Genomic DNA, 24,487 nt, shown 5'->3' on the forward strand with positions numbered 1-24,487 from the left:
TAATTTTTATATTCATGAATAAATATTTATGTTCTATAGACTATTTTTTGTTTCGATCCAAACAAAAATGGTTGTTTAGCGTTCTCTTCTATTCTTTATGTAGTATGTTTGATTCATTTTTGCATGATACATATGTCGAACAGAAAAACCCCTTCCATTACGAAGGGGCTATTATCATACGGCTACGCCTACTGATAAACACCATCATCATTTTAACAACTTTCGTATGAATTTTAAAGCACTTTTTGTAGAAGAGTAACGAATTTTCATATCGAATGCCGTAGATTGGGCTAAAATGCTTTTATAATGTGAAAAAGTCCGAAAACTTTCTTCCCCATGATAACTACCTAATCCACTACTTCCAACACCACCAAAAGGTAAATATGGCGTTGCAAGATGATAGACAACATCATTAATACAGCCTCCGCCATATGAAATATTACTTGTCACTTTCTTTTGTACTTCTTTATCTTCAGAAAATACATATAACGCTAACGGCTTCGGATGTTGCTGAATTGTGCCAATTACCTCTTCTATGTTGTCATATTCTACAATTGGTAAAATCGGACCAAAAATTTCATCTTCCATAACAGTACTTTGCCATGTAACATTCGTTAACACTGTTGGTTCTATATGTAAAGTTTCTTTTTTATAGTTCCCGCCGATTACCGTTTTACCATCTTTCAAAAATGAACATAAACGTTCAAAATGACGTTCAGTCACAATTCGTACATAATTGTCATTGTTTAGTGGATCTTTTCCATACTGCTCCGCAATTTCGTGTCGTAATGCCTCGATTAACTGTTCTTTCACCGAAGCATGCACATACATATAATCAGGCGCTACACACGTTTGCCCTGCATTTAAAAACTTCCCCCAAACAATTCGTCTTGCTGTTACATCTATTTTTGCATCTTTATGTACAATACATGGGCTTTTTCCCCCAAGTTCTAACGTGAGTGGCGTCAACCGTTTCGCTGCTGCTTCCATCACAACTTTTCCAACACCTACACTACCTGTAAAGAAAATATAATCAAACGGTTCCTTTAACAATTCCGTACTCTTTTCTACACCGCCTTCTACTACCGCTACAAGCTCTTCTTGGAATAATTCCTCTAACATCCTCGTAAGCACTTTGGAAACGTTTGGCGTTAGCTCTGACGGCTTTAAAACAATTGTATTTCCAGCCGCCAACGCTCCTACAAGAGGTGCAATTGCTAATTGAAACGGATAGTTCCACGGTGCAATAATAAGTGTCACACCGTACGGTTCAGGAACTACTTTCCCCTTTGATCCAAAATGAGTGAGTGCTGTTCGAACCCGCTTTGGTTTACTCCACGATGAAATATGCTTCAATTGAAAGGAAATTTCTTTTAATACATATCCAACTTCCGTTGTAAACGACTCATGAACTGACTTATTTAAATCTAATTTCAATGCCTGAAATATCTCTTCTTCAAAGCGCTGAATGCCTTTATAAAGCTTCTGCAAATTATTCTTTCTCACTTCTATACTTCTCGTATGACCATTATAAAAATATGCCTTTTGTTTATTTACAATAGAAGAAACACTCATTCATTCACCTTCTCCCACTATTTTTATCCAATTCTTTCATTATTTATATAGACTTCATATATAATAAATTTCTATTCGTAAAGTTACATTATATATAATTTCTTCTTGCATATAAAATTCATTGCTCACAAAAAAACTACCGAAAGAAAATCTTTCGGTAGTTTTACTGTATTAACGATATAAACGAACAGCACCTGCAGAATTATCATCAGCTTGTCCTACTACTTCAAACTTCAGGCCAAGATTCGGTAAAATACGTCCTGCATCTGGAATCTGTTTATTAATATACGTTTTCGAATCATCAAACTTCGGTACGCCTGCTAAGCCATTATACGTATACGTTCCGCGCGTTGGAGATACAACTTTCCAAGCTGGCGTTTTATCGAATGAGAACGCCGCGTCAGCAATTTGGAATCGTGTGCTACTCGCTACTGTTGGTTTACCATTTAAAGTTCCAACAATTGCTTCTGGATGAGAATCAACTACACCAAGGAAACCATGTCCTGGATGTAAACCAACCCAGTTATCTGTGTAAGCTGAATCCGCATACCATACAACCATACCAGTGTTATACTCTGGACCACGAGCATATTTCAATGCGTTATCCGAACCAGCATAGTTTCTCCACTCTACATAATAGTTATGTTTTTTCTTCTCTGTTCCATTAGATACGGCGAATCCATCTAATTTGAACTGCGGTGTACCTTCTGCATCATCAGAGAATACTACTTTACCGTCTACATTTAGTGATGCATTATCAAGTAGGAAACCGTTTAATGCTAAACCACCGTCTGTAATGTACTCAAATGTTAATTTTACTTTCTTACCTTTGAATTGGCTTAAATCGTATGATTTATCAATCCATTTTCCATTTGTTGAATGTGCATTTCCACTATTTGCTTTCTCACCAAGTTTTTCGATTAATGTTTGTTGACCATCTTCTGTTACAGCATGTACTTCAAGGAAATCATACTCTGCTTCAATTTCATACAATGACTTGAAATCAAATTTCGCAGTCGTTGCATTTGTTAAATCGAACAGTGGCGTCTCCATTTTTGTGTGAAGATTGTCACCTTTTGTGCTGTAGTAATACTGCTTACCAAATGCTGGAGCAATCGTTTTTATATCTTTATCTGGCAAGTTAACACGAATCATACCTGGGCGGTTAGATTTCGTAACACTTTGGTCTAAATATGTTGCTAGACCGATACCTTTATTTAATTTCTCGTAATCTACTTCTACGATATTTGCCCAGTTACCACCGATTGTTTTTTGGAAAAACTCTTTATTTTGTGGTGAGAAACTCGTTGGCGTTGTTCCTGCAATGTTACCAGCCCAGCTTCCGCCACTCATAACAGACCAAGCTTGAATTGGTTCACCGTCACCAGTATAGTCTGTATCATACTCATCTGGAAGACCTAAATCATGACCATATTCATGTGCGAATACACCAACTGCGCCATCTTCTGGTTCAATTGTGTAGTCGAATGCTGCGATCTTTCCGCCCCAATATGGAACTTTCGCTTGTGTGCCTTCGATTGGGAATGGTTTTGGTCCAACAGTCCAGCGATGTGACCAAATTGCATCGTCACCTAATTTACCGCCACCTGCTTCTTGTCCAACACCCGCATGGATAATCATTAAGTGATCGATTAAACCGTCCGGTTGTTTTTGATTTCCATCGCCATTTACATCATATTGATCGAATTGGTCAAACTCTGATAAATCAATACCGCTATCTACAGCTGCTTTTAATGCATCTTTTACTAAATCACGTGGTCCTTTTGGCCCTTTATTATCATGACCTGTCGCACCATCTGCACCGTAATCAGCAGCTTTACCAGGAACTGTTAACCATTTTGTAACTGTTCCGTCTACTGTATAACTACCGCCAGATTGCTCTTCGTAATATTGTTTAAACGTTTCGATTTTGCTGCCATCCTCTAATGCGAATGGCTCATTACCGAATAACATTTTTTCATAATGTTCTTTGTTAAAATCGTCAGTATACATATAACCAGGTTCTTTATCAATATTGTTATGTTTAAAGTCAGCGTACTCTACAAGTAAAACGAGTACTTTATCTTTACGAACTTCACCGTTATATTCTTTTCCCTTTGCTGGAGAAGTTGGTACTTTACCATTTAGACCACCCTTAACTGGGCCTGTCGCTGCAGGTGTTCCTGTTGCTGGTTTGTCTAACTTTTCTTTCGTATCAGCTTTCGCATCTTTCACTTTCTTTAAAAAGTCAGATGCTTCTTTCGTAAGTGGGTCCCCATTTGATACTTCTTTCCCAGGATTTTCACCCTTTTTGTTCTCTACGTATTTTTCGACGGCTTTCTTTGTTTCTGTCTCTGAAGCCTTCGAATCAATTACCCCACGGTTTTTTAGCGCATTTGCTAAACGTTCTTCTGGAATTAAATGATCATCGACTGGACTCGTAGCTGTCTTATTCACAGGTGTTTCAGCATATGCAGACTGGCCACCCGCTCCGAATGAAAGACCTAACACAGCTGTCAAAGCGATTGATGACAAAACTTTGAACGGTTTCTTGTTCATCCCTTATTTCCTCCCCTAATAAAAAATATGTATTACAAATTAAATTTTATTAAAAATTCAATATTTTTTCAATATTTAGTTATATTATGTAATTTTTTTAACATATTTGTAAAAATTCCATAGTTAGCATACGAATATATCACAATTCAACAATGTTTTCTGAAAATATTGAAAATACTTGTCAGAAACTTTATAATCGCCATAGAGGGAATTTAATGGGGATTTTATCTTTGTTTCATCTACACAATATTTGATAATTCGATGCATAAAACACAAAATTCGATTGCTTATCATATATTCTGTAGCAGCAATTATGACCGATAATTAGGGAGGAATTACATTTGTACAAAGATAAGACAGACGCACTGGATCAAGAATGGATTGATTTAATACTTGAAGCTCTAGATGCTGGCATCGCCATGCAAGACATCGAGCAATTTTTCCAACGTATGAAGCCATCAAGTCAGGCTCAATAGGTTTGTTCTTTTTAACGAAGTTTATGTTATAATAATGACATCATAAGACAACTACATATTGATAGAAAGGTGCGCAAATATGATTGGAGAACGTATAAAACGCCTTCGTTTACAAAAAGGTATTTCATTAACTGAACTTGCCGAAAAAGCTGGCGTTGCTAAATCTTACATTAGTTCTATAGAACGAAATTTACAAAAAAACCCTTCCATTCAGTTTCTTGAAAAGATCGCAGCAGTTCTACAAATTCCAGTTGATACTTTACTTCATGATGAAACAACAAAGGAAAATCACTTAGACTCCGAATGGACGCAACTCGTTAAAGATGCGATGAGCTCAGGTGTCTCCAAAGAACAATTTCGTGAATTTCTTGAATTTACAAAATGGAAGCAAGATCAAAAATAATAAATAGAAAGAAGTGCTTACAATTGGCACTTCTTTTTTCTTTATAAAAAAAAGCGGGGGATACCCGCTTTTTTATTATTTTTCTTCTCCAGCTTCTTGGTTAGCATTGAATGTCCATTCTAAATTCAATGAATCACCTTGGAAGATATTTTGTTCTTTCCCATTATCTACAAATTCAAATTGTACCCACAGATAATCCTCTGTGCCTGCTTCTAATCCACCCTTTTCTCCCCACTCAGGAGCAAAGATATCCTTCGCTAAAAGATCTGGATCAGCATTTTGTAAATCAGCTAAAGTTGTTTCATATACAGGCTCACTTTGTTTATCCCAGTTCCAAAGGAATTTTACTTTAACGTGCTTACCAAAGTCTTCACCAGCATTATCACCTTTTGCATCTTTTACAGTATACTTTGTCGCTAGTTTAACATCTTTAATTGTTAATGAACCGCTATTCTTTAATAAGAACTCTTTCTTAATAGAATCCCCTGGTTTTAAATCTTTAATATCTACAAGCGTTTTAGGGTCTAATGTAAGATCTAACGTCCCAGCTGCAAATGTATTGTTTGATACTTCTTTATCGCTAAAGTAAGCGAATGTTCCTCCACCAATTAAAGATAACCCCAATGCTGCTGATGCAACTCCCATACCTAATTTCTTTTTCAGACTCACAATCAATTCCCCCTAGCTGTTTTTTATATTTTTATTGCTATCTCTTATTTAAAATAAGAGATGTAACTAAAACTATATTAGCTTAGCTAATATTTGTTCTTGTTTAAAAACCTTATGTTCATTATAACGAACATCACTCTATAAATACAACAAATATTTATTAATATTTTCAATTTTTTTATTTCTCAATATTATTTTGTTTTTCCGGAATTTTTATGTTTATATTTTAAGAAATACAATAAGTGCGGGGGCAAATACTCCCTCACACTCATATACATCATTTTTTATATCGGTCGTCAGTTTATTCTGATGATTTCCCATTATGATCCGTGGTAGTAGCCTTTTCATGAGTTCCTTGCTCAGGCTTTTTAGCTGTCTCTACTTGTTTCTGTTCTTCTACTTTCTTTTGCTCTTCTGCTTTATTCTGTTCTTCTACTTTCTTTTGCTCTTCTGCTTTATTCTGTTCTTCTACTTTCTTTTGCTCTTCCGCTTTATTCTGCTCTTCTACTTTCTTTTGCTCTTCCACTTTTTTCTGTTCTTCTACTTGTTTCTGCTCTTCTACTTTCTTCTCCTCTTCTGCCTTCATTTGAACTTCCGCCTCTATCGCATCATTTAATTGTTGGTGAAGAATCTGAATTTGTTCATCAATCGCTTGCAAACTAACTTCTTTCGCAATATAATCGTGGTTCTCTTTTATACTATGAAAACCTTCATTCACATATACGGCCACTTGTTGAATCGATTCACTTTTATCCACTTTTAATTCTTCTTGTATTTGATTATAAGGAGTTTCTATTGCAGTATATACATTTTGCAGCGCTTCCTCCTCAGAAGCAATTTTCTCACGTCCTTGTTGCCACACTACAATTGCCTGTTCAATTTCTTCTATAGAAGTTACTGCCAACTTCCCCTTCATTTCTCCATACTGATGCTCAATAAACTGTTTATGTTTCTCAGCTTCCTCTTTTAACATATCAACTGTCTTCGGAAATATAATCGCTGTAGAAAGAGCGGCTTCCACTTTCTTTTCATTAATAAATGCAGCTTCTGTATACGTCATTATTTGAGAGCCTAAATAAAACGTAATGGAGCACATACAAGGCAATATAAGCATCTTTTTTAATTTGCGAGGTGTTTTCAGCATCTTAATCTCTCCCATCGAACAAGATGTTCTCTATACAGAACGTTAACTTTATTATAATAAAGAACGATACAAAATGATAGCTATATACTAGAAAAATAGAAAAAGGACTATCCATTTGATAGCCCTTTTACATATTATTTTGCTTCACCTTCTGTTTGTTGTGCATCAAACGTCCAAGTTAAATTTAGTTTATCGCCTTGGAATTCATTTTGGTCTTTTTTATTATCAACAAACTCGAATTTCACTGTGAATTTATCAGATTTACCTGCTGAAATACCTTTTTCATCCCAGAACCAAGCAGCTAAATCATTATCTACCGCTGTAAGTGTGTCACCCTTCAATTTATCTAGCGTTGTTTCTTTTACGATTGTTTCATGCTTGTCTACATTTTTTAAGAATGTTACTTTAATATGTTTACCAAAATCATCCTTATTGTCGCCCTTCGTATCTTCTACCTTATAATCTGTTTTCAGTAGAACCTTTTTAATATTTAAAGATCCTTTATTTTCTAGTTTAAAATCTCTTTTAATTGTATCGCCAGGTTTTAAATTCGATACATTAACAACTGTTGATGGATTTAATGCTAAATCCAGTGTACCAGTCGCAAATGTATTGTTTGACACTTCTTTATCACTGAAAAATGCAAATGTTCCTCCGCCAACTAATGCTGCCCCTAACACTGCTGATGCGATACCCATACCTAATTTTTTCTTTAAAGTCATGTCCATATCCCCTTAATCTATATATTTGTTAACTTCCTAAACGGAAAGTATAACCAAACAAACTAGACGGATTGTTCTACTTTTTTCTCTTTCTTTTCCCCTTCAATGCTGCGAATCGCGCCAAAAATAGAAATCGCGGAATAGCCCAGTAAAAAGACCCCTGGAATAATAAGAAGCAATGCAGCTCCAGCCTTTGAACTAGCATAATTTAATGCATATCCTGCATAAGGAACTGTAATATCCGCATATTTCCCAATGACATTCTCCGCACGTACTGGTTCTAAATCAGGGCCGTTGTTGTTATCCCCTTTTGTTTCATACGTTACTTTTCCATTTGTATCTTTCACACCGATAATACGGTGAGTGATAATTTTTTCATCTTTCTCTTTAAAGGTAATAACATCGCCTTTTTGATATTTCGAACCATCTTTCGTCGGCTCTATCGCAATGATTGATCCTGTTAAAAATGTCGGTTCCATCGATCCTGATAACACTGATTTAAATTGATATCCCATCACTGTTGGATCTCCGCCACTCGCTTTTGACGAAATAACTACAAAAGCTAGAAAAACCATTAATGCAAATAAAACAAACGAGATAACGTTGCTAATCACTTTCCAAATTAATTTCATCGTCTCTCTCCCTCTCCGTTGTTTTATATTATTTGGAGTATATAATACTCAATTAGTTCTCTAACGAGAACACAACTAAATAATATAACGAACAACTCGTAAATGCAATAAGAAAATTTACAATTATTAGTTATCTTATATATACAAAAAAGACTGCGACAAAGTCTCTTCTGGTCTTATCCCTGTCAAGTAGACAGTATTAAAAAGACTAAGCAGCCATCGAGATTCGATATTCTATCGGAGCTCGATGGTTGAGTCGTTTTTGGAAACGTTTATAGTTATAAAAGTAAATATATTCTTCAACTGCTTGTATTAAATCCGCTTCTGTTTTAAAATGATTCAAATACAACATCTCCGATTTAAAATGGGAGAAAAATGACTCGATACAGGCATTATCATGGCAGTTTCCTTTGCGAGAGTGGCTGCCAATGATACCTAAATCGAAAAGTCGTTTATTGTAGGCATGAGATGTGTACTGGAACCCCTGATCTGAATGGAGAATGGTTCCACGCACATCTCTTTTTTGTGCCAACATTTCAATTGTATCTAATACAAGTTCATTATCATTACGCTTGGATATTTTCCAAGAAACAACTTCGTTATTATAAATATCTTGTACAACAGAAAGATAGCGGAAGCCCTCTTGAAATCGTAGGTAGGTAATGTCTGTAACAAGCGCTTCATTTTGTTGGCGATCTTTGAATTCACGGTTTAAAACATTTGGAAAAGTATTAGAATAATTCCCTTTAAAGAAGCGACGCTTCTTCCGAATAATAGACTGAATGTTAAGCTCACTCATTAATCGATATACCTTTTTATGATTTATAAAATAACCCTCTTCTTCTAAAGCAATTTTCATACGTGGATAACCATATTCTTTGTGCTTTAGGTGAATAGATTGAATTACCTTTTTTAATCGTTTATCGGATTCTAGTCGTATGTTGTTCATACTTTTTGTATGAACCCACTTATAGTAACTTGAACGATGTACACCCGCAAAATTAGTAAGCCATATAACGGGATATTTTCTCTTTAGTAATTCAATGATATGATATCGTTCTTTATATTTTAGTACGCCCCCATTTACAGATTTGGATACTGCTTTTTTAAATATTCAACCTGAGCCTTATAGTAATCACGCTCTTCTTCAACAGTTTTAAAATGAATCCGTTTGCCTTTTAAAGGGTTCGGTATGCCTTTCATTTTATTATTTTCCCCACGAGTATCTGTAATTTCACCACATTCTTTATATTTTTTTACCCAATTTTTAAGTTGTGTAGAGCTTCTAATCTGATATTTCTCCGCTATCATATCGTAGCTTCCTTCACCGTTTAAATAACTTTGAACAGCTGATAACTTTATCTCATTTGAGTATGTATTAAATGTTGTACCTTTTTTGGCCATGAAAAATCCCCTCCAAGTAATAGTGTAACATCCATGTGTATACATGGTCTTTTTCACACTGTCTACCTAAAGGGGATAATATCACTTCACAGTCTTTTTACTAGTAATTTATTTTTCTTCTGATTTCATTCCTGTTGTATTTCGGCGTAGCACTACAAATAAAATGGCTCCAAATAGTACAGCGGCACCTATCCCAATGCTTATTATTTTCACATTTGATTCATTTACTTCAGGCGTAGCCGTATCTTTTTTAGGCATCGCAAAAGTAACATCTTCTTTTGAAAGAACATTTACCGTCGCAATTGTTTGATTATTTTTCGTGATATCAACTGCACCAACTACCTCACCACGATGAATTCCTTTATGATACAAAGAATCTTTATCTAATGAAGCCGCACGGAAAATCGTCCTCACATTTTTACCTTCATCTTTCTTAAGCATAAGCTCTGCACTTTTTTCAAGCTCGCTATCAATATCTTTATTTAAATACGTTGCCTTTTGATGCCAGCTATGTTTATCTAATACAGTTTGCTTCACAAATTGACCGAAAGAATAATCCGCCATCTGCTTCAAATCTTCATAAATTTCAGGTCTTTGGGAAGCCATTACTACATTTATAATGCGATTGCCATCCTTCTCATTTAATAGAACGAGTGTATTACGCGCTTCATTTGTAAAACCCGTCTTCCCGCCAATGCTATATGGATTTTCAAAATAAGTAGACTTATTAAAAATAGAAACCGTCTGACTAGATGTCGTAACCGTCGTCCTTTTCGTATTCATTGCTTGTAAAATCTCAGGATACTTTTGTACACCTCTCGTAATCATAGCCATATCATACGGCGTCGTATAATGGTTTGGATCATGCAATCCATTTGGCGTTACAAAGTGACTATCTGTAGCCCCTAATTGCTTTGCTTTCTCATTCATCATATGAGCGAACTTCTCAACATTTCCGCCAATACGCTCCGCAATCGCATACGACACATCATTTGCACTCAGCACCATTAAAATCATAAGCGCAGTATTTCTATTAATCGTCTCACCAGGTTGAAATTCAATTTGATAATTACTCTTCTCTTGATCTAATGCTAATTGTGAAAACGTAAATTGATCCTCTGGCTTCGTATGCTCCATAAGTAAAATCGCTGTTAACACTTTCGTCATACTAGCCGGAAATGCACGATGATGTGCGTTTTTGTTATACAAAACATCTCCAGTTTTTGCATCAATCGTAGTTGCAAACTGACTAAAAACATTTGGTCCTTCCGCAGGTGGTGGTGCCACTTGTTCTGGATTCACTCCAATATTCGTCTCCGCACGTAACGTCATAGGTGTCAAAAAAAATAAACAAATAACGGTAATAAAAGCCAAAATTTTCTTAAAATTTACCATATGACTCTCCCTTTTCACTATACTCTCACAGTTTAAAAACTGAATCTACCAATCCATATGTAATTTGTATTAAATTGGAAGAATATTCACTGTTTTTTACTATATCATATTTTTACGATGAAGAACATAAATATACAATAAAAAATAAGAAGGAGTTATTCTTTCTTATCCTTCTCATCAATCAACGAATCTATTAACTTTTGGCTAGCTTCTTCAGGCGTAATCTCATCTGTCATCCCCATAAACGACCAACCTTTAGAATCGACCCACTCAACAAACTCTTGTAAAAACTCATCATGTGTAACATCCACATCAAGAATTGAGCCATTAATCGAAATCGTTCTATTTCTAGATACGCGCATCTTGAACGTTTTTCTTACCATTACAATAATTCTCCCTCTACTTCTGAATATTTATAAAATAATCTTGTATCTCTCTGTTATACATGATTTTAAGTAAATTGTAAAAAGGATATATTGGCCAATTTGCATATTAAACCCGAAAATCTATCATCCTGCCAAAATATCAAATGATATGGAATTGATCAGAAATGACTGAATAGATCCACATAAAAATAAAACAACTTCCATTTTATCACACCAAATACAAATGACTTTCGTACAATGAAATGGACTATACTACAAGAAACCTTAAAATGAGGAGGAACTCTATGACGCGTTGTACGTATTGTAAAACGAAGTGGATAATAAAAGATGTATGGTTGATACTCGTGACATTTGAAAAAGATTGTCCGTATTGTTTTGGGAGGCAATATCTATCAAATGACACCTTTCATCATGCTAATGCCGCTCTACCTTTATTATTCTTATGTCCTTTACTTGTTGATTTAAGCGATGAAAACCCTTTGGATAAATACATTAAATAATATGACCGCTACATTCTACTAAGTCTTCTTCTCATCATTATCCCTTCAGACACTACTCACATAATTGCATATGATTTCCCTTTTAAAACTTACTATAAAAATATTGTAAAATTTCAGTTAATTATATATAATTGCTTTAGCATAAAGATTAAAGATGCTGTTACATACGCATTTTTGAAGATCCCGTAGCTCAGCAGGGAGAGCGCCACCTTGACAGGGTGGAGGTCGTGAGTTCGAGCCTCTCCGGGGTCATAAAAAAAGAGAAACCATATCAACCTTCTACGTGATATGGTTTCTCTTTTTTATGTAAGTTAATCACTTCCCGCCAAACATCTTCTCCAAAGACTTCGCATTAGCAAACAATACTTCTTTCAAGTTATCATCTGCAACGATTTTATAGTCGCCATCTTTGTTTTTCTTTAAGTTCAATGTAACTTCGCGAGTTGCCATGATTGCATCTTTATCTGATAAGTGTTTGACGATTGCTGATGTCATCGTTTTTTCAATCGCTTTTTCAGATTGTTCTTTGTCTTCACTAAAGGCACTAGCGAAGGCCATTGGCATAACTTCTCCCACTGCTTTTGTTACAGCAACGGATAAATCGGCAGATGTAATTTTCACTTTCACTTCTGCTTTGTCATCTTTTTTCGATACTTCTTCAGGCTTTTCAAATTTAAAGTTTTTCGTAATTGCACTTAGCATCGCTTTTGCCTCAGCATCATCTGTTTTTTCATTTAGTTTATTAAATTCCTTGTCACTCTCAACAAATGTACGAGCCTTTTCTACATCACCTTTTTGTATTGCTGTTAAAAATTCTTCTGTCGTATCTTTCGGATTTGCACATCCTGCTAAAACACCAACTGTTAATCCTACTACCATCATTAACAGCAATAATTTCTTTATCTTTTGCATGCTCATTCTCCTCTTATCTTTTCTAGTAAGTCAGCATTATACAATAGTATGAAACTGACATTACAAACATTTTTTAGTATAGCATTTATATGATTCATTTTCTATTAATTCCCAAAAGATAAAGAGCCTTGTAGCATTCCTACAAGGCCCCTCTTCTATCAATCCGTATCCGTAGCACAAATGAACCATATTTTATGCTCCTTACTATCTAACACCATCCAAGTAATATCCCACGCAACATCATAAAACCAATCTGTCCAAGGACGATAGCTTTCGAACACTTTAATATCTTCGTATCGATCTTGGAACATGTATTTACATACATTTATTGCTAATTTTTTGGTAACAACCGGACGTTCTTAAAATTCTATATGTACTCCGCTCCACCATACAAGTATTCTTCCTTGAATGTAAGCATAAATTACTCAATAGATAAATGATTCGTTTCTTTTTAAGTATTACTAATTATCCTTTTCCATCTTTAAATTCTTTATACTTTAAATTCTTTATACTTTAAATTTTATCTATACGCTTTTCTTCTTCTTCTTCTTTTTCCTCAATATATATATCTAATAAATTCAAAAGATAATGACCTGATTCTAAACTCTTTTTAAACCTCTTTTCTAAAAACCAAAACGAAAAAAATACAACTGCAAATATCCCACTACACATTATTACCACAAAAGGAGCATTACCTTTCACATTTATTGTCAAAACTGTTGTTAGCATTATTGTTATAATCGCAACAGCAAATGTTACCACAGTATTGAAATGTGGAGTAGGCTTCATTACTTCTAACTTTGATTTAATATATGCATTCATCATTTTCAAATCATTTACTTCCATATGCTCTATCCCTATACTTGATACTTCTAATTTACAATCAATTATTAAATCTTCAATTTTCTTTTGTAACTCTCTCTCTACCTTTCCCATATAAAAATATTCAGCTCTTTTCATATTACTTTCCTCATTTATGTAACTTATAGTATATATTAGAAAATTACTCTTCAAAATCTGTCCTTAAGAATTTTAGTTTCCTTCCATATTATTTTTTATACACAACTGAAAACACAACAGCAATCATCCCAAGTACATAATGCCCTGCTACCATCCACATACTCCGATCAAAGATCATAAGCGATAACCACAGCGATATATTAATAGCAGCAAATAATACATATAAAATAAAGTCTCTCTTTTGTAGTGCCCCTCTATTCATTACAATGTAAATTGCACCGATAGGCGGAAGGATGAAGCAAAGGAAAAAAACAAACATTTTTCTTAACGACCATGGATAAGTTACTGTCTGCATATGAGTCTCCTTTTCACTTTATAGTACATGTAACATCGGTCTTACTACCCTATATTCGTCACTATCAGGCTCCTTTATGATTAAAGGCGCGTGAGGATTTTTTTCTGCCTCTATCATTGTGAATACTTCTGTTTTTTCTTGTAATATGTTGGATTCACTGTTTTTAGTAGGTTTTTTACTTGTTTCGATTTTCTTTGTTACTTCTCCAAACCTTTGCCCGACTTTTTCTGCTTTGGCAGGTTCATTCGTAACATAGTATTCTTGGTCCTCCCATACTAACATAGGTGGCACTTGTTCTCTTTTGTTACATATTATATAAGTAATACTAGCTATAAGTAGTAGACATGTTAATAAAAAGAAGATAGTTTTTTTATTCATATACTATTCTCCCTATCTATCATTTCATTAAATTATATAATATCGATTATATGTAGTAAATGGATTATGTGGGAATTTTCGGATTTTATATCAAAAAGAAAAACCTTACTACAGTAAGGTTCCATTTTTATATTCTATAGTGACTGGTTTATTAAAACAATCATTACGATAATCGCTATAAACATAACAACTAAACAGCCGATCATTTTATAAAAGCCTCGTTTCGTTAACGTCCCACCTTGAACGTCTTTCCGAATAAATAAGAATACGGCTAAAAATAATACAAGCCCAATGCCAAAAGCATACATCATTTGCATATGTTAATCTTCCTTTCTCTCTTCCATCTTAATATCTTTTCGATAAAACAACAAACGAGATAAAAACTGTACTCATCGTAAGTGCCATTAGTATGTTCAATAGTTCAGTAGCAGATAGTGTAATTATTTTTAAGTTTAAGCCGAAAGAGAAAAGAAGATAATATGCTGTTAATGCAAAAAAGCTGAAGAACATTCCTTTATAACGAATAAGTTTCATTCGCTCATCTTTTTCTTTAAATTGCGGGTGTAAGTAACTTAAGCAAAAACACATAATCATCATCGCAAGCAATGTATACGTTGGAGCCGGTGGTGCAGAATGCGTCATTATACCTGTTAATATCATAAATCCACTCATAAATAGAAAAATAATTCCCATAATAAAGTACTTTTGTGAATAATTCATCCCTATTCCCCCTCTACTTTTCCTTCATAAATAAATACATGTTCTATCGTTGTCTGAAATGTTTTTGCTATTTCAAATGCTAACGGAAGTGATGGATCGTATTTTCCCTTTTCAATTGAAATGATGGTTTGCCTGGAAACTCCAAGTTTCTCAGCCAATTTTTCTTGAGATAGTCCAAATTTTTTTCGGTATTCGACCATTTTATTTTCCAAGGAAATTTCTCCCTCCTCCCTTATATCGAGTATATATGTAAAGGAAACTTTACGTCAAGTTTCCTTTACATTCATTTTGTTTATTTTTCGTTCTATTTATATAGAAGAAACTTTTTCATTTTCAGCACGTCTATTTTGAAATGAAACATGGAACACTGTAATGAACCGTTACTATATCTCCTCCTCTCTTTTTTAAAAATTTAATATCTCCCTATTTGTTTTATCCTTTTAAAATATTTCATTTATCTCTTTATTCCACGAAATGCGTTATTGGTTTTACGGTGTTTTTCGGCATATTTATAGAAACTAACTGTTTATGAAGCATTTTTTATGTTTAGCAACTTTTTTTGTAGAAATCCTTCACTTTCCTTTCAATATTTAACACTATCTAAATGAAGTTTACGATAAATTCATAATTTTTTATTTTTTATACTATATTCCGTTATATTGTTGTATAATATCAATGAAAGCGCTTATTATTTCAATATACATAATTCGAACTCTTTTTATCGAAACATTCTAACTATTATACTTATATTTACATGCAACAATTTTAGTTATTTGTATAGGTATACCAAATATATCCACCCCATTTTTCTGTAAAATTACTTTATAACATGAAAGATTAACTTGGGTGATAAGTTATTGTGAATGTTTTTTTACAAAACAGATAAGTAATAGTGTTTGGTATTATGTAAATTATTGTAATAACATAAGAGTAAAGAAAACATTTACATTGATTATTGGTTCATCAATTATTGAAAAGAGCAAAATGCACCTTTTGTTTGGAAAAAGGATTATATGCATTGGGAGGTTTAAACAAATGACGAGGAAGAATACAACGACAAACCCTTGGGCCAAGTTCCATGGTCCGAACCTTGGTTATGTTATTGAGCAGTATGATCTTTACGTAACTGGAGCAGGTTCTGTTGATCCGGAATTACAAGAGCTTTTTGAAATTTTTGGAGCTCCTTCGTTTCAAGATGATGTCGTAACAGGGGACAACACAGCAACACATTTTTCTCCTCAAAACACAGGGAACATTGAAAAAATTCTTAAAGTCGTTCAGCTTGTTGAACAGATTCGTTCTTTCGGGCATACGTTGGCTCACATCAATCCGATGGAAGATGCTGCTAATGGACAATCTCTTCTTGAGAAAGCAATGAACGAACTGAGCGACGCTGACTTGAAAGCGATTCCAGCAAAAACAGTATGGCAAGATGCGCCAGAAGGTATTCACACTGCACTTGATGTAATTCATAGATTAAAAGACGTTTATACAAAATCTTTAGCTTATGAATTTTCTCATATACAAGATAGTGAAGAACGCGTGTGGTTACATCAAATGGTGGAATCAAATTCATTGCGTCAACCACTATCAAATAAAAAACGAACTGCTCTTTTAAAACGTTTAACAGCTGTTGAAGGTTTCGAGCAATTCTTGCATAAAACATTCGTTGGGCAAAAGCGTTTCTCTATCGAGGGCGTTGATATGCTTGTACCTGTTCTAGATGAAATTGTTCTCGAAGGTGCAAAGGGCGGCGTAGAAGATGTCATGATTGGTATGGCTCACCGCGGTCGTCTAAGCGTACTTGCACACGTATTAGAAAAACCATATAGTCACATGTTTGCTGAGTTCAAACATGCAAAAATAGAAGGCGCAGTGGCAAATTCTGGCTGGACTGGCGACGTGAAATACCATTTAGGTAGAGAACAAGTCGTTAGTAACGAAGAAGTTAGCACTCGCGTTACATTAGCAAATAACCCAAGTCACCTTGAGTTCGTTAACCCTGTTGTAGAAGGTTTTGCGCGTGCGGCTCAAGAGAATCGTAAACAATCTGGTCTTCCAGAACAAGATACTTCAAAATCATTCGTAATTTTAGTTCATGGTGATGCTGCATTCCCTGGTCAAGGTATTGTATCTGAAACGTTGAACTTAAGCAGATTGAACGCGTACCAAACAGGCGGAACAATTCATGTTATCGCAAACAATGCAGTTGGCTTTACGACTGATAGCTATGATTCTCGTTCTACGAAATATTCAAGTGACCTTGCAAAAGGTTTCGATATTCCGATTGTTCACGTGAACGCTGATGATCCAGAAGCTTGTCTTGCTGCTGCTAACCTTGCGATTCAATATCGTACATTGTTCAAAAAAGACTTCTTAATCGATTTAATTGGTTACCGCCGCTACGGTCATAACGAAATGGATGACCCAGCAGTTACGCAACCACAAGTGTACAAAAAGATTAAAAATCACCCAACTGTAAGAGCGATTTATGCAGATCAATTACAAGCTGCTGGTGTTCTAAATGCAGATGAGGTTGAAACAATGACTCAGTTTATACAAGAGCAATTAAAATCTGACTATGCACAAGTACCGCCAGCTGATACGAGCGCTGCAACAATTGACGTTAAAGTGCCAGATGTTGTTGCAAAAGGCATTCAGCCAATTGATACTGGTGTTGAGATTGACTCACTTCGTGCAATTAATGAAGGTCTACTATCTTGGCCAGAAGGCTTTAACGTATATCCGAAAGTAAAGAAAATTCTTGAACGCCGTAAAGACGCTCTTGAAGAGAACGGTAAAATTGAATGGGCACTTGCTGAGTCATTAGCATTCGCTTCTATTTTACAAGAAGGTACGCCAATTCGTTTAACTGGTCAAGATTCACAGCGTGGTACATTCGCGCACCGTCATATCGTATTACACGATACTGATACAAATGAAACATATTCACCATTACATCGCTTACCAAACATTAATGCATCCTTCTCTGTTCATAACAGTCCGTTATCAGAAGCTGCTGTTGTTGGTTACGAGTATGGTTATAACGTATTCGCTCCAGAAACTCTTGTTATGTGGGAAGCGCAATATGGTGACTTCTCAAATACTGCGCAAGCATTATTTGATCAATATGTTTCAGCTGGAAGAGCAAAATGGGGTCAAAAATCTGGTTTAGTTCTTCTATTACCACACGGTTATGAAGGTCAAGGACCAGAGCACTCTAGTGCACGTCCTGAGCGTTTCTTACAGTTAGCTGCTGAGAACAACTGGACCGTTGCAAACTTAACGAGCGCGGCACAATACTTCCATATTTTACGTCGCCAAGCATCTATCTTAGGAACAGAAGCTGTTCGACCATTAGTATTGATGACGCCGAAGAGTTTATTACGTCACCCACTTACGCTTTCAACTGCTAGTCAGTTAAGCGAAGGACGTTTCCAGCCCGCTCTAGAACAAGAAAACCTTGGCATGAAACCAACTAAAGTAAAACGTCTTGTTTTAAGCACAGGTAAAATGGCGATTGACTTAGCAGCAGAAATTGAGTCTGGTAAACATGAGTATAACTTAGATGAAGTTCATGTCGTTCGTATTGAACAGCTGTACCCATTCCCTGCTGAGAAAGTTCAATCTATTATTAAACGCTTTAAAAACTTAGAAGAAATTATTTGGGTTCAAGAAGAACCTCGTAATATGGGCGCATGGCATTACATGGCTCCAATTCTGTTCGAACTTGCTGGAGATAAAGTGAAAACAGGTTATATTGGACGCCCAGATCGCTCTAGCCCATCTGGCGGCGATCCATTCGCTCACAAAGCTGAGCAAGAACTAATTGTTGCACACGCTTTAGATGTGAAGTATAACTTCCGTCAAGATAAACAAGAAATTGAAGTTTTCAGCAACTGAAAGTAACAATGAAGGTTTCTAGCTTGCTCCCCGGACAGATATTCTGCCCAGGGGCAGGCTAACAAATGGAGATTACCGAAGACAAAAGAAGAAAAAACACACCGTTAGGCAAATAAGGGGAGGACATTTAAAATGATCGAAATTAAAGTACCTGAGCTTGCAGAATCTATTACTGAAGGAACTATCTCACAATGGCTTATCAACGTAGGCGACAAAGTTGAGAAAGGTGGCAGCGTTGTTGAGCTTGAAACTGATAAAGTCAATGTAGAAATCATTGCAGAAGATTCAGGTATTGTATCGAAGTTACTAGGCGAACCTGGGGATACAGTTGAAGTTGGTGCAACTATCGCAATTTTAGATGCAAACGGAGCACCAGTTGCAGTAAGTACACCTGCACCGGCTGCTGAGCAACCAAAACAAGAAACAACTGAAGCACCGAAAGCTGCGGCATCAAATGCTGAGCAAGCTGCAACTCTACAAGGTTTACCAAATACGAACCGTCCTATCGCATCACCAGCTGCTAGAAAAATGGCTCGTGAATTAGGAATCGACTTAAACGACGTACGTAGCACAGACCCACTTGGACGTGTGAGACCACACGATGTACAAGCTCATGCTGCCGCACCAAAAGAAGCACCAGCTGCTCCAAAAAGTCCAGCTCCTGCTCCAGTTGCAAAAACGGAATTTGAAAAACCAGTTGAGCGCGTGAAAATGTCCCGCCGCCGTCAAACAATTGCAAAACGCCTTGTAGAAGTTCAACAAACATCTGCAATGTTAACAACATTTAACGAAGTTGATATGACTGCAATCATGGAATTACGTAAAGAGCGTAAAGATGCTTTCGAGAAAAAACATGATGTACGTCTTGGTTTCATGTCATTCTTCACAAAAGCAGTTGTTGCAGCATTAAAACAATTCCCATTATTAAATGCTGAAATTCAAGGTGACGAGCTTATCATTAAAAAATTCTATGATATCGGTATTGCAGTAGCAGCTCCAGATGGATTAGTTGTTCCAGTTGTACGCGATGCTAACCAATTAAACTTCGCTGAAATCGAAAGCGAAATTCGTGAATTAGGTAAAAAAGCACGTGATAACAAACTTTCATTAAAAGAACTACAAGGTGGTACATTCACAATTACAAACGGTGGTGTATTCGGTTCTCTAATGTCAACACCGATCCTAAACAGCCCACAAGTTGGTATTTTAGGAATGCACAAAATCCAAGTACGCCCAGTTGCAATCGATAACGAGCGTATGGAAAACCGCCCAATGATGTACATCGCTTTATCTTACGATCACCGTATCGTTGATGGTAAAGAAGCAGTTAGCTTCCTTGTTGCTGTTAAAGATATGCTTGAAGATCCAAAATCATTATTATTAGAAGGTTGATGGATTAATAATCTATTACAGGCTGTAGAATGAATTATTCTACAGCCTTTTTTTATTGCGTTCATATGGGACAAATTTCATAACATAAGCTAATAATGTATGCCTAAAACGTAAGGAGGATTAAAATGAATAACCTTCCAATTGATGCAAAACTTAAAGTAAATAAAGATACTTTTTTCCTCCCCGACTCAAACGGGGGTGTCTATTTTCGAAATAATGCCAGTTCATTTCGTATGGACGGTGATGGAATTTACAACTGGATTGAAAAATTAATGCCAATGTTTAACGGGAATTATTCTTTAGCAGAAATAACCGATGGTCTCCCTCTCCCCTATCAAAATCGTGTATTTGAAATTGGAGAGATTTTATATGAAAATGGTTTCGTTCGGGATATAAGTCAAGATGCACCTCATGAATTAAATAGCGCATTACTTGATAGATACGCTTCACAAATTGAATTTTTAGAAGCTGCTTCTCATTCAGGCGCTCTAAAATTCGAAACGTATCGCGCGGCAAACGTCCTTATAATTGGTTCTGGAGATATGCTTACTTCCTTAGTTTCTTCTTTATTAGAATCCGGATTACCTACCTTTCATTACCTTGTTACAGATTATGAGGAAACAAATTACGATCGCATTCATGAGCTAGTAGAACTTGCACATGAAGTTGATGATCATGTCCTTGTTCAGGAAATAGATACGACAATTGATCGTCCCCTGCATGAAGTGTTCGAGCCTTTCGACTGGATTTTGTATGTTTCTCAAAATGGAGATATTGAAGGCCTAAGAGCAGTTCACACGATTTGTAGAGAAGTAGGAAAGAACTTCATACCTGCCGTCTGTTTATCAGCACTTGGTATAGCCGGCCCTATCGTAACAGCTAGTCGTGAAGAATGCTGGGAATCCGCATGGCATCGGCTACATGAAACGACTTTACAAAATGAACATTCATCAGCATCATTTTCACCACTTCCATCTGCAATGTTAGCAAATATAATCGCATTTGAATTACTTAAGCATGTCGCTGATGATTCTTACCGAGAAAAAGAACCACAATTCTTTTTATTAAATTACGAAACACTCGAAGGAGCATGGCATCCTTTTATAAAACATCCTCTCGCAACTGATGAAAGTTTTACAATTGATACGATAGAAAATCTTTCTGAACAACTTGAGCAACGGTCCAACCAACATACCTCAACTGATTTATTCCGCTTTTTCGACTCATTAACTTCTAAAGAAGCTGGTTTATTCCATGTATGGGATGAACAAGATTCATATCAATTACCGTTATCACAATGCCATATTCAAGTAGCTACCCCACTATCAGATGGTCCTGCTTCCCTCCTGCCTCTTATGACTTGTGGTGGTTTGACTCATAATGAAGCGCGCCGAGAAGCTGGTTTAGCAGGAATTGAAACATATGTAGCAGAAATTATGCACCGACTTATTCCGGAACATAACGATATCGGTATCGGTGCTGGAGAAACGATGACAGAAGGTGTATACCGGGCACTGCAACAACATTTAAATAACAAATTGTATGAGCGGCAGTCACATATGCTAGAAGAAATTACGACGATTGATTTAACTGCAATTCATGATAAACATTGTAGATTTTATTACGATGCTCTCTCTACAATTCATGAAACACCTAAAATAGCAGTAAGCGAAGAGATTCTCAGCTTTCCTGTCGTTTGGGTCGGTATAAATAATCGCTGGTATGGTGCATCTAATATTAATATGACGTTAGCCTTACGAAACGCACTACAACTATCACTTCTTCATATTCAAAGTGAAGAGACTCCTTACAGAGCTAATATCTTGCCTGAATCCTCTATTATTTTATATGACACGGATTCTTTTAGAGTGGAAATACAAGCGGAAGAAGAAGTTCCAGGTGTGCAATCTGTGCAGCTTGCCTTGCAACATTTAGAAGAACATAATTTTTATCCATTCGTGTTTGATTTAGCCATTGAATCATTTTTGAAAGAAAACTTAGATGGTGTGTACGGTGTATTAATTGCAAAGGAGGACAGTCTATGACTCAAAATATATTGCTTATAGGAGATGGCTTACTTGCAAACTATGTACATGATCAACTATGCAAACAATATTCTATCATTCGCCAACATAGCCTTACAGAAGAACTCCCTGAAAATATTCATCTCGCTCTCGTATTACATGATGGCTCTCCTTCTACTATTCATCATGATGCCGAGCTAATGTTTCGTTCGAATCATATTCCATGGCTACGTGCATTCACTTCATTTGGTGAAGGTATTATCGGTCCTTACATTCATCCTCTTGCAACTGGCTGTTCCAACTGCTCTGATGGACGCCGATTTATCGCTGGATTTGATCAACAAGAAATGTGGGCACTACAGCGGAAATATGCGTTAAAGGCAGATAATGTAACAAGGCGTGATGTACGTGCCACCCAAAATGGTATGTTACAAATGTGCCATCTTATTCGTGCAGAAACAGAGAAAATATTAACTCATAACCATTCTTCTTTAGAAAATGAACTCATTTTACTAAACTTACAAACACTGCAATGTACGCGGCATTCTTTTCTTCCCGATCCGCTCTGCCCTGTATGTAGCAATTTGCCTGATGATACGGCAGATGCAGCAGCGATTTCGTTACAACCGAGCTTAAAAACAAGCGAAGCAGCATATCGCTGTCGTTCCATTCATGAACTAAACACATTTTTAACGAGAGATTATTTAGATTATCGCGTCGGTATGTTGAACGGAAAAATGCAGCATTCTTTATTACCATTTGCTGACGTTATTATAAACATGCCATTAATGTTTGGAAATGAAGGTGTTGCAGGCCGAACTCATTCATTTGCAATGAGTGAAGCGACTGCTATTTTAGAAGGTTTAGAACGATATTGTGGTATGTCACCTCGAGGAAAAAAGACAAATGTACACGGCAGTTTTCGTGAGTTAGAGGATCATGCACTGAATCCCCTCTCGCTCGGTGTACATACAAATGAACATTATAATCGTAATAGTTTTCCGTTTAAACCGTTTGATCCTGACTATGAACAAAACTGGGTATGGGGCTACTCTTTATTACAAAACCGGCCACTTTTAGTTCCTGAATCAATTGCTTATTATAGTCTCGGTCATCGAGATGCTTTCGTGTATGAAACATCAAATGGATGTGCAATTGGTGGTAGTTTAGAAGAAGCAATTTTTCATGGCATTTTAGAAATTGTAGAGCGTGACGCCTTTTTACTCACTTGGTATGCCGAATTACCTCTCCCCCGCCTTGATCTTAGTTCAGCAAATGATACGGAATTACAATTAATGATTCAGCGGCTGTACACGATTACTGGGTATGAATTACATGCTTTTAACGCAACGATGGAACACGGTATTCCAAGCTTATGGGTAATTGCGAAAAATACGCGTGAAAATGGAATGAACGTTGTTTGTGCGGGAGGCTCTCATTTAGACCCTGTCCGCGCTTTAAAGAGTGCCATCCATGAAATAGCAGGCATGTTACTAATAGCAGACGATGAACTCGAACAAAAAAGAGAGTATTACGAAAACTGCTTACACGATCCTTATCTCGTTAATAAAATGGAAGACCATAGTATGCTGTACGGATTGAAAGAAGCAGAAGAACGTCTTCATTTTCTTTTACGTGACGATGCACCGATGCAATCGTTCCAAGAAATGAACGGGTTACAATCATTTAACCTTGATTTAACATCCGATCTTCATCAACTTTTAAACCGTCTGCAGCAATCTGGACTTGATGTAATCGTTGTAGATCAAACAGTACCTCTTATAGAAAAAAACGGATTACATTGTGTAAAAGTCATTATTCCAGGCATGCTACCGATGACGTTCGGCCACCATCTCACTCGGGTTACAGGACTAGATAGAGTATATACTGTGCCGATGACACTTGGATATACAAACGAACCTTTAACGAATGAACAATTAAATCCACATCCGCATCCGTTTCCATAGTAGAGGAGGGG

General features: G+C 36.1%; 24 protein-coding genes, 1 tRNA gene and 1 pseudogene. 8 read left to right on the forward strand and 18 right to left on the reverse strand.

Translation table 11 applies throughout. From position 1 onward, the window contains the following. Positions 1-207: 207 nt before the first annotated feature. Positions 208-1,575, reverse strand: coding sequence for an aldehyde dehydrogenase (locus ACUN0F_RS27115; protein ID WP_264461828.1), 1,368 nt, complete (start codon positions 1,573-1,575; stop codon positions 208-210). A 171-nt stretch (positions 1,576-1,746) separates the two neighbouring features. After that, the gene (gene inhA1 / locus ACUN0F_RS27120; protein ID WP_001035922.1) at positions 1,747-4,134 is read right to left on the reverse strand and encodes a M6 family metalloprotease immune inhibitor InhA1; all 2,388 of its coding nucleotides are present in this window, start codon (positions 4,132-4,134) and stop codon (positions 1,747-1,749) included. A 341-nt stretch (positions 4,135-4,475) separates the two neighbouring features. Here inhA1 and ACUN0F_RS27125 point away from each other — a divergent pair, with 341 nt between their 5' ends. Further along, the gene (locus ACUN0F_RS27125; protein WP_000276219.1) at positions 4,476-4,610 is read left to right on the forward strand and encodes an anti-repressor SinI family protein; all 135 of its coding nucleotides are present in this window, start codon (positions 4,476-4,478) and stop codon (positions 4,608-4,610) included. Positions 4,611-4,689: 79 nt separating this feature from the next. Then, a complete protein-coding gene (locus tag ACUN0F_RS27130) occupies positions 4,690-5,013 on the forward strand; it encodes a helix-turn-helix domain-containing protein (protein WP_000578882.1) in 324 nt (107 codons plus the stop codon). Positions 5,014-5,088: 75 nt separating this feature from the next. Here ACUN0F_RS27130 and calY read toward each other — a convergent pair whose 3' ends face one another. The 8 genes from calY to ACUN0F_RS27170 form a co-directional block, all read right to left on the reverse strand. Beyond that, a complete protein-coding gene (calY, locus tag ACUN0F_RS27135) occupies positions 5,089-5,682 on the reverse strand; it encodes a biofilm matrix protein CalY (protein ID WP_000053728.1) in 594 nt (197 codons plus the stop codon). A 301-nt stretch (positions 5,683-5,983) separates the two neighbouring features. Further along, positions 5,984-6,841, reverse strand: coding sequence for a DUF4047 domain-containing protein (locus ACUN0F_RS27140; protein WP_445540456.1), 858 nt, complete (start codon positions 6,839-6,841; stop codon positions 5,984-5,986). Positions 6,842-6,960: 119 nt separating this feature from the next. Beyond that, positions 6,961-7,548, reverse strand: coding sequence for a CalY family protein (locus tag ACUN0F_RS27145; protein ID WP_149213244.1), 588 nt, complete (start codon positions 7,546-7,548; stop codon positions 6,961-6,963). A 62-nt stretch (positions 7,549-7,610) separates the two neighbouring features. Beyond that, the gene (sipW, locus tag ACUN0F_RS27150; RefSeq protein ID WP_149213243.1) at positions 7,611-8,180 is read right to left on the reverse strand and encodes a signal peptidase I SipW; all 570 of its coding nucleotides are present in this window, start codon (positions 8,178-8,180) and stop codon (positions 7,611-7,613) included. A 208-nt stretch (positions 8,181-8,388) separates the two neighbouring features. Continuing rightward, positions 8,389-9,294, reverse strand: coding sequence for an IS3 family transposase (locus ACUN0F_RS27155; RefSeq protein WP_142287478.1), 906 nt, complete (start codon positions 9,292-9,294; stop codon positions 8,389-8,391). Continuing rightward, the gene (locus tag ACUN0F_RS27160) at positions 9,264-9,584 is read right to left on the reverse strand and encodes a helix-turn-helix domain-containing protein (RefSeq protein ID WP_001074671.1); all 321 of its coding nucleotides are present in this window, start codon (positions 9,582-9,584) and stop codon (positions 9,264-9,266) included. The genes ACUN0F_RS27155 and ACUN0F_RS27160 overlap by 31 nt, the downstream gene beginning before the upstream one ends. 108 nt (positions 9,585-9,692) lie before the next feature. Further along, entirely contained in the window at positions 9,693-10,979 is a 1,287-nt protein-coding gene (locus tag ACUN0F_RS27165; RefSeq protein ID WP_445540457.1) for a D-alanyl-D-alanine carboxypeptidase family protein, read from the reverse strand. 155 nt (positions 10,980-11,134) lie between these two features. After that, positions 11,135-11,362, reverse strand: a complete 228-nt coding sequence (locus ACUN0F_RS27170) for a hypothetical protein (protein WP_000251864.1) — start codon at positions 11,360-11,362, stop codon at positions 11,135-11,137. Between the two features lie 287 nt (positions 11,363-11,649). Between ACUN0F_RS27170 and ACUN0F_RS27175 the strand changes: the two genes are divergently transcribed. Then, positions 11,650-11,865, forward strand: coding sequence for a hypothetical protein (locus ACUN0F_RS27175; RefSeq protein ID WP_000196284.1), 216 nt, complete (start codon positions 11,650-11,652; stop codon positions 11,863-11,865). 179 nt (positions 11,866-12,044) lie between these two features. After that, positions 12,045-12,117, forward strand: a tRNA-Val gene (locus ACUN0F_RS27180). 63 nt (positions 12,118-12,180) lie between these two features. Here the strand turns inward: ACUN0F_RS27180 and ACUN0F_RS27185 are convergent. The 8 genes and pseudogenes from ACUN0F_RS27185 to ACUN0F_RS27220 all read right to left on the reverse strand — a co-directional run bounded on the left by ACUN0F_RS27185 (position 12,181) and on the right by ACUN0F_RS27220 (position 15,402). Next, positions 12,181-12,777: a hypothetical protein gene (locus ACUN0F_RS27185; protein ID WP_071758950.1), complete on the reverse strand. Its 597-nt coding sequence runs from the start codon at positions 12,775-12,777 to the stop codon at positions 12,181-12,183. A 158-nt stretch (positions 12,778-12,935) separates the two neighbouring features. Then, positions 12,936-13,136: pseudogene (locus ACUN0F_RS27190) on the reverse strand (DUF6183 family protein); the annotation flags it as partial. 154 nt (positions 13,137-13,290) lie between these two features. Continuing rightward, positions 13,291-13,737, reverse strand: coding sequence for a hypothetical protein (locus tag ACUN0F_RS27195; protein WP_445540458.1), 447 nt, complete (start codon positions 13,735-13,737; stop codon positions 13,291-13,293). An 88-nt stretch (positions 13,738-13,825) separates the two neighbouring features. Further along, positions 13,826-14,092 carry a hypothetical protein gene (locus ACUN0F_RS27200; RefSeq protein ID WP_001195393.1) on the reverse strand — a complete coding sequence of 89 codons (267 nt, stop codon included), beginning with the start codon at positions 14,090-14,092 and terminating at the stop codon, positions 13,826-13,828. Positions 14,093-14,110: 18 nt separating this feature from the next. Next, on the reverse strand, positions 14,111-14,470 hold the full coding sequence (locus tag ACUN0F_RS27205) for a hypothetical protein (RefSeq protein ID WP_264461822.1): 360 nt from the start codon (positions 14,468-14,470) through the stop codon (positions 14,111-14,113). A gap of 134 nt (positions 14,471-14,604) precedes the next feature. Further along, positions 14,605-14,787 carry a DUF3976 domain-containing protein gene (locus ACUN0F_RS27210; RefSeq protein ID WP_001178300.1) on the reverse strand — a complete coding sequence of 61 codons (183 nt, stop codon included), beginning with the start codon at positions 14,785-14,787 and terminating at the stop codon, positions 14,605-14,607. A gap of 28 nt (positions 14,788-14,815) precedes the next feature. After that, complete coding sequence (locus ACUN0F_RS27215; RefSeq protein WP_264461821.1) at positions 14,816-15,190, reverse strand: permease; 375 nt, start codon at positions 15,188-15,190, stop codon at positions 14,816-14,818. Between the two features lie 2 nt (positions 15,191-15,192). Continuing rightward, positions 15,193-15,402 carry a helix-turn-helix transcriptional regulator gene (locus ACUN0F_RS27220; protein ID WP_088082801.1) on the reverse strand — a complete coding sequence of 70 codons (210 nt, stop codon included), beginning with the start codon at positions 15,400-15,402 and terminating at the stop codon, positions 15,193-15,195. Between the two features lie 823 nt (positions 15,403-16,225). On the opposite strand from ACUN0F_RS27220, the gene odhA reads away from it, so the two are divergent. The 4 genes from odhA to ACUN0F_RS27240 all read left to right on the forward strand — a co-directional run bounded on the left by odhA (position 16,226) and on the right by ACUN0F_RS27240 (position 24,476). Beyond that, positions 16,226-19,093 carry a 2-oxoglutarate dehydrogenase E1 component gene (gene odhA, locus ACUN0F_RS27225; RefSeq protein ID WP_445540459.1) on the forward strand — a complete coding sequence of 956 codons (2,868 nt, stop codon included), beginning with the start codon at positions 16,226-16,228 and terminating at the stop codon, positions 19,091-19,093. A gap of 132 nt (positions 19,094-19,225) precedes the next feature. Next, entirely contained in the window at positions 19,226-20,485 is a 1,260-nt protein-coding gene (gene odhB / locus ACUN0F_RS27230) for a 2-oxoglutarate dehydrogenase complex dihydrolipoyllysine-residue succinyltransferase (RefSeq protein WP_445540460.1), read from the forward strand. A gap of 125 nt (positions 20,486-20,610) precedes the next feature. Then, positions 20,611-22,530, forward strand: a complete 1,920-nt coding sequence (locus ACUN0F_RS27235) for a putative thiazole-containing bacteriocin maturation protein (RefSeq protein ID WP_445540461.1) — start codon at positions 20,611-20,613, stop codon at positions 22,528-22,530. Further along, the gene (locus ACUN0F_RS27240; protein WP_445540462.1) at positions 22,527-24,476 is read left to right on the forward strand and encodes a TOMM precursor leader peptide-binding protein; all 1,950 of its coding nucleotides are present in this window, start codon (positions 22,527-22,529) and stop codon (positions 24,474-24,476) included. Before ACUN0F_RS27235 ends, ACUN0F_RS27240 begins: the two co-directional genes overlap by 4 nt. The last annotated feature ends 11 nt before the right edge of the window (positions 24,477-24,487 follow it).

Source organism: Bacillus sp. 1A, assembly GCF_052682215.1.